This window comes from Pseudoalteromonas sp. PAST1 (assembly GCF_021532515.1).
GTDB classification, from domain to species: Bacteria; Pseudomonadota; Gammaproteobacteria; order Enterobacterales; family Alteromonadaceae; genus Pseudoalteromonas; species Pseudoalteromonas simplex.
On record NZ_JAKGBH010000013.1, the window covers coordinates 99,939 to 110,372 of the forward strand.

Below are 10,434 nucleotides of genomic sequence, written 5' to 3' on the forward strand. Positions count from 1 at the left end.
TAAAAGCATTAAATATCATGAGGTTGAAAAAAATTTATAAAAATTAATTTTTCTTAAGTTTTATTTAAGTTTCGCTCGATAAATTTTACACATAATCTAAGTGGAGCGAACAATTATGCTTTCAGTTCAACAATCACATCAAACTCAAGTTCAAGAGCCGGCTTTTGTTTGCTCTCGTGAAGGAGGTCAATTCCGTGACCGCCTTGAGAGTAATATCAAGCAAGGTTTTGCTGCAGCTTATGATGCGAAAATTTCGCAGTTCATGCCGCTACTGTGTGAGCTTAATGTTGATGATGAAGTATGTACGTTAGGTCTTCGCTCTGCATCACAACCTTTGTTTATTGAACAATACCTCCCTGCGTCTATTGAGCACTTTGTCGGTGCCAAGCGTGAGCACATTTTTGAGCTAGGTAATTTATGCTCAACGCATCGAAAAGCCACCTTGGCACATTTTGTTTTAATGAACGAAGCACTCTATCAAGCAGGGGCAAAATATTTAGTGTTTTGTGCAACCCGTAAAGTGAGAGCGCTATTAAAAATGCTGGGTGTAAATTGCAAAGAAATCGGTGTTGCAAATGCGCAAGCACTTCAAGATCCAGCAAGCTGGGGTAGCTATTACGACAATCAACCAACCATTTGTGTGGTTGACCTAAACGAAGCTCATCAACGTGTTTTAAATACCCCCGTTTTATTCAATATCAAACAGCAGTGTTTACAGTCATCGCTTGAGCTTGCTGTATTTTTGGAGGCGTTATGAGTTGGTTAACACAGTTATCACATAAAGATAGCGATACCTTAATGATTTGCCACAAAAGCGATGGTGTGCGCTCACTAACTAAACAAGAATTTACTGAGCAAGTAACTCGTTTACTACCTACTTTGGCAGAATTTGATGCCCAAGGTGTGGCTTATCAATTAGATAACACACCTGCTTGGTGTGTATTAGAAGCTGCGCTTAGCGAGCTTAAAAGAGTGGCCATTCCGCTACCAACGTTTTTTACGGCTCAGCAAGTAGCGTTTGGTTTGCAAAATAGCGGAGCAGGGCTATTTGTATGTGACCGTGCTTACGAAGGTGAGCATGCTAAATTAGTGGCGTTAGTAGATGTATGTAAGCATTACCCTTTATATGTTTACCAATTGAGTAATACACAGCCTGTGCCATATTTTTCAAACACGCAAAAGATTACCTTTACGTCAGGCTCAACAGGCACACCGAAAGGCGTGTGTTTATCGCTTGAGAGTCAATTGCAGGTGGCAACATCACTTTATCAAAGCATTGATTTAGAAAAGCCAAACCATTTGTGTTTACTGCCGCTACCGGTTTTGCTTGAGAATTTAGCCGGTGTTTATGCGCCGCTATTAGCTGGTGGCACGGTTAATTTAGTGCCTTTAGCTGAACTTGGTTTTTCTGGTGCACAGTTACTTGAGCCACACAAATTAGTAGCCGCAATTGAGCGCACTGAGCCAAATACCCTTATTTTAGTGCCTGAACTACTGACTTGCTTAGTGGCTTTCGCAAAGCAAGGTTGGCAAGCACCTAAAAGCTTAAAGTTTATTGCAGTAGGTGGTGCTGTTGTAAGCCAAGCGCTTATTAAGCAAGCCCGTGAGTTCGGTTTACCGGTTTATCAAGGCTATGGTTTGTCTGAATCGTCATCGGTAGTGAGCTTAAACACTCGCGATGATGATGACATCGGCACCGCAGGGCGAGTACTTAAGCACATTCAATACAAAATTGAAAATGGCCAGCTTTATATCAAGGGTTCATTGTTTTTGGGGTACTTAGGTCAAGCCGGGCAAAATGCTGACGATTGGTATGCAACCGGCGATCTCGTTACTGAGCAAGCAGGTCGCTTGATTATACAAGGCCGCTTGAAAAATCAGCTGATCACCAGCTTTGGGCGCAATATCAGCGCCGAATGGCCAGAGTCGTTATTACTTAGCCACAGCCAGGTACAACAAGCGGTGGTGATTGGCGAAGGCCAGGCATTTTTAGCTGCGCTTATCTATGCAAACCAAGCGATGAATGACACTGAACTTGCTGCCCATATTACGGCACAAAACGCGCAACTACCCGAATACGCACAAATCAGAAAATGGCATCGAATGGCAGAGCCTATGAGCCACACGCAAGGTTTATTAACCAGCAATAGTCGCCCAAAACGCGATGTTATCAATCAATTTTTTGCTGCAGAGATCTCTGCACTTTATCAAGAGGCGACGAGCATGAGTCAATTTTTCAATACATTACAAGCCGAAACACAAACAGAGCGTGACTACCTTTTAGCTGCGCCGATTATTGGCCGCGTTTTTAAAGGTGAAGTAAGCCTAAGTGAATATGCATCGTTCTTAACGCAAGCTTATCACCATGTTAAGCACACAGTACCACTGTTGATGGCAGTCGGTGCAAAGCTGAGCGATAAACAAGAGTGGCTGCGCGAAGCTGTTGCAGAATACATCGAAGAAGAGTTAGGCCACCAAGAATGGGTGCTAAACGATATTGCAGCCTGTGGTTTTGATAAAGAGCAAGTGCGTCATTCTCGTCCACAGTTTTCGACCGAATTAATGGTGTCGTATGCCTATGATGCAATTAATCGCGGAAACCCATTAGCATTCTTTGGCATGGTTCATGTGCTTGAAGGTACTTCGATTGCATTAGCCGATAATGCAGCAGGGCAAATTCGTGAGGCTGTAGGCTTACCTAAAAAGGCGTTTACCTACCTTACTTCGCACGGTGCACTGGATATTGAGCATGTGAAGTTTTTCGAAAACCTCATGAACAAAATTGATAACGAGGACGACCAGCAAGCCATCATTCACGCCGCAAAATGTTTTTATAAATTGTACGGCAATATTTTCCGTGACCTCGATTCAGAACCTTTCTTTAGCGAGGCTGACTTGGAGCAAAGCGCATGAGTAGCCCAGTATGTGTGCTAACCGGTGCAACAGGGGGGATTGGCCGTGCTATTGCCCTTCGCCTTGCAAAAGAAGGTTGGCGTTTATTACTTGTTGGTCGAAATGTGAAGCAACTTGCTGCACTGCAATTGGAATGTGGCAATGATGCTGAGTATTTTCAGGCTGACCTAAGTAACAGTGAATCTCGCGATGACCTTGCTAAGTTTGCTCAGCAAATTGGCGGGGCAACGTTACTAATCAATAACGCAGGCGTTAATGTAATGCAGGGGTTTAGTGAAATTAGCGAGCAGCAAATTGATCACCTGTTAAATATTAATCTGCATGTGCCTATTAAATTATGTCAGCTGTTTTTACCACAAGTGACCCGCAATAAAGGCACGATTGTCAATATTGGTTCGTCGTTTGGCAGCATTGGTTATCCATATCAAACCTTGTACTGCGCTAGCAAGTTTGGCCTAAGAGGGATGACCGAAGCCCTTGCTAGAGAGCTCAGCCACAGCGATGTCAAAGTATTGTATTTAGCGCCTCGTGCGACTGACACCGCAATTAATTCGCCGCAAGTACGTGCGATGAACAAAGAGCTGGGTAACACAATGGATCCGCCAGAAAAAGTGGCTGATGCATTAATAGATTTAATTAAATCAAAAAAACGACGTCGTTTTATTGGTTTTCCAGAAACATTATTTGCCCGTATTAACGGCGCATTTCCATCACTTGTTGATAACGCAATAGCAAAACAACTTCCTAAAATTAAAAGTTTTTTTGCCAACTAAATTGATCAAGGTGAATGATTATGACTAAACTAAATTTAAAAGCCCTAATGATGTTAGGTGTTATCATGGCTGTGCCTGCAAAAGCCGACTTTAATAGCGATTTAAGTTCGGTGCAAAAGCAGTGGGCAGTGGTTAATTACGAATTAGTTGACGATGCGCAGTTAGATGCATTCGAAAAATTAGCGAGCGAAACCGCAGAGTTTACAAAAGCGAACGACCAGCAAGCAGCCAGCCATATTTGGTACGGTATTGTGCTATCGAGCTATGCGGGGGCGAAAGGAGGTTTAGGCGCGCTAGGTCTTGCAAAAGATGCGAAAGCACAATTTGAAAAAGCGCTAAGCCTAGATCCAAAAGCGCTTGATGGCTCAGCATACACGAGCCTTGCAACCTTATACGGTAAAGTACCTGGTTGGCCAATTGGGTTTGGTGATGACGATGAAGCGAAAAAATTGTTTAAGCAAGCGCTTGAATTAAACCCGCGTGGTATCGATAGCAACTATTTATATGCGTCATTCCTATATGACGAGCGCAAGTATAAATCAGCTAGAGAGTTTTTATTGGTTGCACAGCAAGCGCCAGCACGCCCTGATAGACCAAAAGCAGATCTTTACCGCCAACAAGAAATTACTAAGCTATTGGCTAAGGTAGAGAAAAAAATAAAGAGATAAACTATGCATTTATTGCTCGTTGAAGACGACCACTTAGTGGCAGAAGGCCTGTGTCGTTCTTTACGTCAACAAGGATACAGTGTTGAACATAGTTCGACCGTTAAGTCAGCGATGCAATGGCTGAAAAATGATGAAATTGAGCTGGTAGTCCTTGATTTAGGACTACCAGACGGTGATGGCATCGACATTTTAAAACACATCAAAAAGCATCGTAAAAACCTGCCCGTGGTGATTTTAACGGCTCGGGGCAGTATTGATGATAAAGTCATGGGGCTTGATTTAGGTGCTGATGATTACCTAGCAAAGCCTTTTGATCCCGCAGAATTATTTGCACGTCTTCGGGTTGCCAGCAGGCGTGTGACCCAAGCTCAGACCAGCACTTTAAAAGTCGGTGATGTTGAAATGGACACCGCCGCTTTTACCGTGAGCTTTCAAGGTGAGCCAGTAAACTTGCCGCGCAAAGAGTTTATGCTCCTTAAAGCCTTGCTAGAAAACCAAGGTCGCGTGCAATCAAAACAGCAGTTAGAAAGTAAACTGTACGAATGGGGCGAAGAGGTGGTGTCTAATACCATCGAAGTACACATTCATCACTTGCGTAAAAAATTCCCAAAAGAGTTTATTAAAACCTTGCGCGGCATTGGTTATGTGGTGGGTAAACGCTAGTGTCAATTCGTAAAAGGCTGACTCTACTTATATTGTCTATGGTGATCTTAACCTGCTTTTTGGCATTTACTAAAGGTTACCGTGAAAGTATGAATCAGGCTGAAGCACTGCTCGATAACGAGCTGGTAACGCTGGCACATGTGTTAATCGAGCAGCCACTCAGTAAAGAAACTCCAGCTTATACGAGTGATTTACCGCAGTTATTATTTCAAGTTTGGGTTGATGACAGCTTGGCCTCAAGCTCAAAATCATTGCAGCAAAATCTTAGTAATCAAAGTCAGTGGCAAAGCGGGTTTAGTGTTGAGAACTTGGCTGGGCAACGCGTCAAAGTGTATCGCTTAAGCGAAGGTAATAAGCGGGTGCTTATTGCTGAGCCTTTGAGTAAACGTGTGGCGCTAACCGAAACCGTGATTTTGTCGGCCATGACGCCGCTGTTGTGGAGTGTGCCTATCCTTGCTCTCCTTATTAGTGTGTTTGTAAAACAAGGGCTTGCGCCACTAACTCGGTTATCAAATCAACTTAAACATCGTCAAGCAAATGACTTTACTGCAATCCCTTGGCAAACCCCAGAGCAAGAAATAAAACCCGTAATAAGCCGCTTAAACGATCTATTCAAACGGGTTGAAAGTGCCTATTTACGAGAGCGCTTTTTTGCCTCAGATGCGGCCCATGAACTGCGTACCCCGCTCAGTAGTTTAAAAATCAATGTGCATAATTTAGTGGCTCAAGGTGTTGAGAGTGTTGAGCTTGATGCGATGGAAAAAGGCGTTGATAAACTGAACAATATCGTTGAGCAAATGCTGATTTTGGGGCGTACTTATCCAGAGCAATGGCAAGCGCAATTTAGCCCCGTGTCGGTGTTAGAAATTAGCCAACAAGTTGTTGCACAACTTTATGATCGTATTGACGAAAAAGAGCATACCATAAGCATTGATGGCGATGATTTTATCATTGCCGGTGACGAATTCACCTTAGTTACTTTGTTTGGCAATTTACTGAGTAACGCCATAAAATATACCCCAGCTATGGGAGAAATTTGTATTACGCTGAAAACCGAAAATAATCGTTTTATTTGGCAAATAGATGACTCGGGTCCAGGTATTGATGAAGCTCAAAAACAGCGCATTTTTAACCGCTTTTACCGTGTGGGTGGTGATAAACACCCATCAGGTGAACAAGGAGCCGGGCTTGGTATGGCCATTGTTGAACACATAGTCTCGATTTATAATGCTGATATTGCTTTAGCAGATAGTCACCTTGGTGGCTTGCGAGTGAGTGTCTCTTTTATGCAAGGAAATGTCAGTGAATAAATGGATTTTAGCGCTTTCTATGCTGCTACTATGTATGTCGTCTTGGCTTGCCTATGCCAAAGAGTACAAGCTGATTTTAAAAGATCATTTGTTTTACCCCGCTGAAATAACAGTACCTGCCAATAAAAAGCTGCGATTAGTTATCGAAAACCAAGATGATACCCCAGAAGAGTTCGATAGCTTTGACTTAAACCGTGAAAAAGTGCTCTACCCAGGTCGTAAGAGTGTCATTTATATCGGACCGCTCAGCCCTGGACGTTATGATTTTTTTGGAGAATTTTCGCCTAATACAGCCAGAGGAACTGTCGTGGCTACGGAGGTGAATGATGCTGATAACTAGTTTATTAATGAGCATTAATCAGCTTTTACCTGTGGTTATTTTAGCTGTGCTTTTGAGTTTGATCGTGCCTTTAAGTCAGCGCCAGCTGAGTATTTATGCCGTTATTGGTACCCTGATGAGCTTAGTATTTGTACAAGCCGCTGCTTGGCTGAGTCAGTTATTTGATCACCGAGGCTTAGAGTTCATACAAATGCTGCTGTGTATAATGATTTTTGTCGCTGCACTAATGAGTTGTCAGCATCGAAAAATGGCGGCTGCACTGGCCTTGATTGCAACCATGACCTTGTATTTAAGCCATTACATGATCTATTTGGTCAGCTTTTGGCACAGTAAAGATACCGCTGAGCCATTGATACTCGGTACATGTTTAGGTGTGGGCATTTGTATTAGTTTTGGTGTGTTATTGTTCTTTTTACTGGAAAGTATCGTCAGACGTGCAGGTGTGCAGCCTTTAGTCGTGCTGCTTGCCTTTAATGCAACAGCAAAGTTATTGATATTTCTCGATTTAGCAAGTCAGGTCGACTTACTAGACGTGACCTCAAATTATTTAGATTGGCGTGGATTTTTAGTTGAAAACTCAGAGCTTGGGCGCGTATTAAAAGCCTTAGTGGGCTACGAAGCCACGCCGAGTAAAACTGCGCTCTGGATGTATGTTATTGCTGCTGTAGTATTTATTGCCTTAGCGCGCGTTTTAAAAATTAAAAAGACAGAGGAGCCAGTATGCGGTTCTTAATAATTAGCTTAAGTTGCTTGTTGTTAGCAAGTGTCAGCCAAGTCGCGCAGGCAGATGGCATGGTGGTTGATAAAGTATATCACCCTTATGTGATGCCGTTTGAACGTGAGGTCGAGTGGCGTTTAGTGTCTCGGCAAACCGATAACGGTAATGTCCTTGCACAGCGTGCAGGCTTTGGTGGCGCAATTAACGGCACCATGAGTCTTGAGGGCTACTTAGTTGGCGAACGAGATGATAACGGTGATTTTGGCATATCTTCGTATGAGCTTGAGTTACGTTGGCAACTGGTTGAGCAAGGCCGTTTATGGGCCGATTGGGGAGCGTTATTTGAGCTTGAAAAGCAGCATAATATCGATGCATACGAAGCAACAACTGGGTTTTTATGGGAAAAAGAGTTTGGCCGTACAAGCCTGACTATGAACGCATTTTTAGTGTATGAATGGGGCGCTGATATTGCAAACGAGTGGGAAAGCGAGTTTCGCTTACAATACCGTTATCGCTATCGTTCAGCCTTTCAACCATCGATAGAAATCTATGCGGGAGAGGACTTTTTTGGGGTTGGTCCAGGCTTTATTGGGCTACACAGATTTAGCCCTAAACGCCAGTTAAAATGGGAAGCGGGTTTTATTAGTGAACTTAGTCAATCGGGCAAAGATCACAGCTTTCGTTTAGCACTTGAGTTTGAGTTTTAAGGACTGTTTTAGTTACTTTAAAGTAGCTTAAGTGCCCTGTTTATATAGCCTAGCAAACGATAGTATTTGACATATTCTGGCAACTCTATATAGTGAGCGGTAGCTAAAAAGCGTGTAATTAATAAATCTTTATTTCGTTGTTGTATAAGTAATACTTGTAGTACCGTCCTGAAGTTTTTAAGTTCCATCTGATTTTTTGCTACACCCGCCCACTACGGGCAATATTTAATTTTTTATATCAGGAATATGACTATGTCTAACGTTGTTTCAGGTACAGTTAAGTGGTTTAACGAATCTAAAGGTTTTGGTTTCATCGAGCAAGAAAATGGTCCAGACGTTTTCGCTCACTTCAGCGCTATCCAATCTGAAGGTTTCAAAACTTTAGCTGAAGGCCAACGTGTAGAGTTCACTCTATCACAAGGTCAAAAAGGCCCTCAAGCGGACAACATCAAGCCGCTATAATTTTACTGAAAAGTAAAATAGAGAAGAAGCAAGCTACGGCTTGCTTTTTTTATGTCTAAAAATTGACTGGACTAGTTAATATTTCTATATTTAATGCAGCTGTGTCATTAGAGTGTATTAATTATTTTAAAATATTTGTTGTTAGCGTGCCTAAGCTTTGCACCTGTAGTGTTTGCAAAAGAAAGTGTCACCATTTACACCGAGCATTTCCCGCCATATAACTTCTCAAATAAAGGGCATTTAGAGGGTATTAACTTAAAGTTTGTTAAGGCCATGTGCATCGATGCCAAAATTAAGTGCAATTTTGAGCTCTTACCTTGGTCAAGAGCATTCCACTTGGCGCAACAACAGCCCTTGTCAGGGTTAGTCTCTACAGCCCGAATTACGCAAAGAGAAAAGCTGTTTAACTGGGTAGGGCCGTTGGCCTCATCGCGAAATTTCTTTTATAGATTAAAATCAAATGAGCGTATTAATCCACTTGATCTACCCCAGGTAAAAGAACATAGCCTATGTGTTGTGCGTAATAGTATCTATGAGCAATTTGTAGAAACAATTGGTTTTAGTGACGGTAAAAATTTGCTGAAAGTGAGTCATAGTTATGAGTGTCTTAATTTATTTTTCAAAAATAAAATCGAGCTAATTATTGGTTCAGATCTATCATTTGATTATCAGCTAACTCAATACGGGCACCCTGGACGAGAAGTCGTTAAGCTAGTTGAGCTTCCTCTTAACGATACATTAGGGAATTATTTAGCATTAAATAAAAACATACCCATCGATGTAGTTGAACGTTTGCAATCAAGTTACGAAAAGCTAATTGCTCAGGGTAAGTTAGACTTTTTTATTGAGCAATATAGTAATACCAATACAAAATAATTTTTATTAGTCATCGTTAGCCGTTGAAGCTATCGGTAGCTGAGTACTACTATCATGGTGCAGTGTAAAAGTCACTGGGGGTTGTTCAGAATAGCAAATAACGAATTTTTCTTGCTCTTACTTAAGGCCTATTTGTTCGCATGACCTGACTATATAGCGTTGATGCCTGAATCTCAGCAAACGCATTTTTTAATGCATTGATATGGTGTGGGTTAGTATTTTTGTTTGCAGCTAGGAACCCTTTCATCGCTAAAAAATCAATTGCAAAGGCAAAGTGTAAGCGCGATTCATCAAGGCCTAATTCATTAGCCATAGCGGCGATATAGTTTTCATCGTCAATGATTAAATCAACCTTCCCCGACATCAACAACTGATATGACTTATTGATGTCTGAAGTATACACAACAGTGTAACCGCGCTCAGTTAAGCGTTGTGCTGCTAAGTCATGACGCTGAACTGCTATCTTGTATTGTTTGGCTTGCTCATTGGAGGTGATGTTTATATCGCGGCGTTCGCTTAATTTCACAAAGCCCATTTCATAGGTGGCTACTTCACCAATCCAATAGAAATGATGTTCACGCTCTGGAGTTTTAGCCATGCTGTAAATGAAAGTATTCGGCTTTTTTAGTGCCATATTGTAAGCACGGGCCCAAGGGTAGAGCTCTATATTGGCATTTAAGTTTGCTTTGGCAAAAATAGCTCTTACTAATTCAGTGCTTTTACCGGCAACTTGGTTATTGATCAAGGTTTGATTGGGCGGTGATAGTTCGGTAACAACGGTTAGGGTCGGCTTGCAAAGGGCTGGCCAACTTAAGAAAAAGGTTAGTATATAAATTCTAAAATAGTTCATTTATGCACTTAAAAGGATTTAGTAAATCACGGCAAGATCATTATAAATTGAACTTATAGAGCAAGTAGTGATCAGATCAAGGCATAATAATTACTTGGTCGCATAAATATGAGCACTACTTTTCTGAAACATTTTAATTCAATTACAGATCCTC

12 protein-coding genes and 1 pseudogene are annotated in these 10,434 nt (G+C 41.8%); 12 read left to right on the top strand and 1 reads right to left on the bottom strand.

The window, feature by feature from the left end; genetic code table 11:
• Window positions 1-115 precede the first annotated feature (115 nt).
• The 12 genes and pseudogenes from L1272_RS08615 to L1272_RS08670 all read left to right on the top strand — a co-directional run bounded on the left by L1272_RS08615 (window position 116) and on the right by L1272_RS08670 (window position 9,430).
• Window positions 116-757 (top strand): thermostable hemolysin, encoded by a 642-nt coding sequence (locus L1272_RS08615; RefSeq protein WP_138600138.1) that lies wholly within the window; start codon window positions 116-118, stop codon window positions 755-757.
• Window positions 754-2,211: pseudogene (locus L1272_RS08620) on the top strand (AMP-binding protein); the annotation flags it as partial. The gene L1272_RS08615 and the pseudogene L1272_RS08620, both read left to right, overlap by 4 nt.
• 12 nt (window positions 2,212-2,223) lie before the next feature.
• Complete coding sequence (locus tag L1272_RS08625; RefSeq protein WP_199528887.1) at window positions 2,224-2,913, top strand: TenA family transcriptional regulator; 690 nt, start codon at window positions 2,224-2,226, stop codon at window positions 2,911-2,913.
• Complete coding sequence (locus tag L1272_RS08630; RefSeq protein WP_054563176.1) at window positions 2,910-3,686, top strand: SDR family oxidoreductase; 777 nt, start codon at window positions 2,910-2,912, stop codon at window positions 3,684-3,686. Before L1272_RS08625 ends, L1272_RS08630 begins: the two co-directional genes overlap by 4 nt.
• A 20-nt stretch (window positions 3,687-3,706) precedes the next feature.
• Complete coding sequence (locus L1272_RS08635) at window positions 3,707-4,354, top strand: tetratricopeptide repeat protein (protein WP_194441176.1); 648 nt, start codon at window positions 3,707-3,709, stop codon at window positions 4,352-4,354.
• A 3-nt stretch (window positions 4,355-4,357) separates the two neighbouring features.
• On the top strand, window positions 4,358-5,017 hold the full coding sequence (locus L1272_RS08640) for a response regulator transcription factor (RefSeq protein ID WP_235373209.1): 660 nt from the start codon (window positions 4,358-4,360) through the stop codon (window positions 5,015-5,017).
• Window positions 5,017-6,327: an ATP-binding protein gene (locus L1272_RS08645; protein ID WP_235373210.1), complete on the top strand. Its 1,311-nt coding sequence runs from the start codon at window positions 5,017-5,019 to the stop codon at window positions 6,325-6,327. The genes L1272_RS08640 and L1272_RS08645 overlap by 1 nt, the downstream gene beginning before the upstream one ends.
• Before the next feature lie 19 nt (window positions 6,328-6,346).
• Complete coding sequence (locus L1272_RS08650) at window positions 6,347-6,667, top strand: cupredoxin domain-containing protein (protein ID WP_171041562.1); 321 nt, start codon at window positions 6,347-6,349, stop codon at window positions 6,665-6,667.
• A complete protein-coding gene (locus L1272_RS08655) occupies window positions 6,651-7,400 on the top strand; it encodes an iron transporter (RefSeq protein WP_235373211.1) in 750 nt (249 codons plus the stop codon). Before L1272_RS08650 ends, L1272_RS08655 begins: the two co-directional genes overlap by 17 nt.
• Window positions 7,388-8,092 carry a hypothetical protein gene (locus L1272_RS08660; RefSeq protein WP_235373212.1) on the top strand — a complete coding sequence of 235 codons (705 nt, stop codon included), beginning with the start codon at window positions 7,388-7,390 and terminating at the stop codon, window positions 8,090-8,092. The genes L1272_RS08655 and L1272_RS08660 overlap by 13 nt, the downstream gene beginning before the upstream one ends.
• Window positions 8,093-8,344: 252 nt before the next feature.
• Window positions 8,345-8,554 (top strand): cold-shock protein, encoded by a 210-nt coding sequence (locus tag L1272_RS08665; protein ID WP_119852743.1) that lies wholly within the window; start codon window positions 8,345-8,347, stop codon window positions 8,552-8,554.
• Between the two features lie 168 nt (window positions 8,555-8,722).
• Entirely contained in the window at window positions 8,723-9,430 is a 708-nt protein-coding gene (locus tag L1272_RS08670; protein WP_082389280.1) for a substrate-binding periplasmic protein, read from the top strand.
• Between the two features lie 121 nt (window positions 9,431-9,551).
• Here the strand turns inward: L1272_RS08670 and L1272_RS08675 are convergent, their stop codons facing one another.
• Entirely contained in the window at window positions 9,552-10,280 is a 729-nt protein-coding gene (locus tag L1272_RS08675; protein ID WP_235373213.1) for a substrate-binding periplasmic protein, read from the bottom strand.
• Between the last annotated feature and the right edge of the window lie 154 nt (window positions 10,281-10,434).

Excerpts from the sequence above, each read along its gene's own strand:
- L1272_RS08650 (WP_171041562.1), top strand. The coding sequence starts at position 6,347 with ATGCTGCTACTATGTATGTCGTCTTGGCTTGCCTATGCCAAAGAGTAC.
- L1272_RS08640 (WP_235373209.1), top strand. The coding sequence starts at position 4,358 with ATGCATTTATTGCTCGTTGAAGACGACCACTTAGTGGCAGAAGGCCTG.
- L1272_RS08655 (WP_235373211.1), top strand. The coding sequence starts at position 6,651 with ATGATGCTGATAACTAGTTTATTAATGAGCATTAATCAGCTTTTACCT.
- L1272_RS08665 (WP_119852743.1), top strand. The coding sequence starts at position 8,345 with ATGTCTAACGTTGTTTCAGGTACAGTTAAGTGGTTTAACGAATCTAAA.
- L1272_RS08615 (WP_138600138.1), top strand. The coding sequence starts at position 116 with ATGCTTTCAGTTCAACAATCACATCAAACTCAAGTTCAAGAGCCGGCT.
- L1272_RS08635 (WP_194441176.1), top strand. The coding sequence starts at position 3,707 with ATGACTAAACTAAATTTAAAAGCCCTAATGATGTTAGGTGTTATCATG.
- L1272_RS08630 (WP_054563176.1), top strand. The coding sequence starts at position 2,910 with ATGAGTAGCCCAGTATGTGTGCTAACCGGTGCAACAGGGGGGATTGGC.
- L1272_RS08675 (WP_235373213.1), bottom strand. The coding sequence starts at position 10,280 with ATGAACTATTTTAGAATTTATATACTAACCTTTTTCTTAAGTTGGCCA.
- L1272_RS08660 (WP_235373212.1), top strand. The coding sequence starts at position 7,388 with ATGCGGTTCTTAATAATTAGCTTAAGTTGCTTGTTGTTAGCAAGTGTC.
- L1272_RS08625 (WP_199528887.1), top strand. The coding sequence starts at position 2,224 with ATGAGTCAATTTTTCAATACATTACAAGCCGAAACACAAACAGAGCGT.